This window comes from Bartonella silvatica (assembly GCF_040545155.1).
GTDB classification, from domain to species: Bacteria; Pseudomonadota; Alphaproteobacteria; order Rhizobiales; family Rhizobiaceae; genus Bartonella; species Bartonella silvatica.
This window is the reverse complement of record NZ_JBEPLI010000086.1, coordinates 1-1086: the sequence shown is the minus strand read 5'-3', so window position 1 is coordinate 1086 and position 1086 is coordinate 1. Positions and strand designations below refer to the sequence as shown.

Annotated in this window: 1 protein-coding gene and 1 pseudogene; both read right to left on the bottom strand. The window is 38.9% G+C overall.

Annotated features, from left to right (window positions below; all coding sequences use genetic code 11):
- Positions 1-356: 356 nt before the first annotated feature.
- On the bottom strand, positions 357-761 hold the full coding sequence (locus ABID23_RS08085) for a hypothetical protein (RefSeq protein WP_354190993.1): 405 nt from the start codon (positions 759-761) through the stop codon (positions 357-359).
- Positions 758-1086: pseudogene (locus tag ABID23_RS08080) on the bottom strand (filamentous hemagglutinin); the annotation flags it as partial. The gene ABID23_RS08085 and the pseudogene ABID23_RS08080, both read right to left, overlap by 4 nt.

Sequence of the window (1086 nt, the reverse complement as noted above, 5' to 3'; positions counted from 1 at the left end):
ATATCACTAGAAGAAGCATAAACCGGTTTCCAGCCACATTTTGATAAGGATTGTTGGATCATCGCTTTATCGACACCTGGTTTTTCCCATAATGCCAAAGTTGATGGAGGAGGTTGGTTAACACATCCAGCTGTATTTAAGAGAGCTATGCAACTCAATATTTTTAAGATTTTCTTCATTTTTCCCCTCTTTTAATGGATTTATTTACGATAAAACAGCTCATAAGCCTGTTGATATTTTCTGTCACCGCTGCTTAAAACAACGGTGAACAATATTGAGATGATGGATTGAGGAAACAATCCCGCCATTCCAAGCAAATGCAAGGATGGGGGATTGTTGATCATCACAAGCAAAACTTAAGGTTTGCATTCAGGTGCATTTTTATACTTTTTACAAAAAGGGCTATTTAAGCGCTTCTTGACACTGCGCTGTGGTATGACAGCGCCAGGACGACAAATGGGAAGATCCTCGGCTTTATGATTTACACACCATCCCCCCCCCCTTTCATCTTTATAGCGGAATCCTGATTGAACCATACAAGCATGAATTGTTGCTATTGCATTATTACTGAGCTTGCTGCTTTCTGGATCCTTATCATAAGGGGTTGGCATACCACATTCTAACAAGCCTTTTCCTATCTCTGTAAAATCTGCTCCTGGTTTTTCCCAAGCAGTCAAATATCCTGAAGGAGGCTTATTAAACTGACATCCAGCTATACTTAACAAAGTTACAGCACTTAATAATTTTACGATGTGTTTCATTTTTTACTCCATGATTTACTTAAAGGAAATTGTTCACGATGAGATGAACCATAATAATATCTACATTTATAACCTGCATCTCCAAGACAAGTATGGGGATTTATGGGATCTGAGAACATATTCCATGTTTCTTTAAACATGTTACTACCAGCAGGTATTGTCTCGTAGGTATAGCCATTGCCGCCAATAATTCTGCTGACAAAGTCATATCTATGCCCATCAAAGCCAATAGTGGTTTGTTTGCCGTCACTCACATAACCTAACAGACCGGATGCAACTAAAACATTAAAGGCTGGTCCATAGAGATTGATAGTCGTGTTTTCGT

Excerpts from the sequence above, each read along its gene's own strand:
- ABID23_RS08085 (WP_354190993.1), bottom strand. The coding sequence starts at position 761 with ATGAAACACATCGTAAAATTATTAAGTGCTGTAACTTTGTTAAGTATA.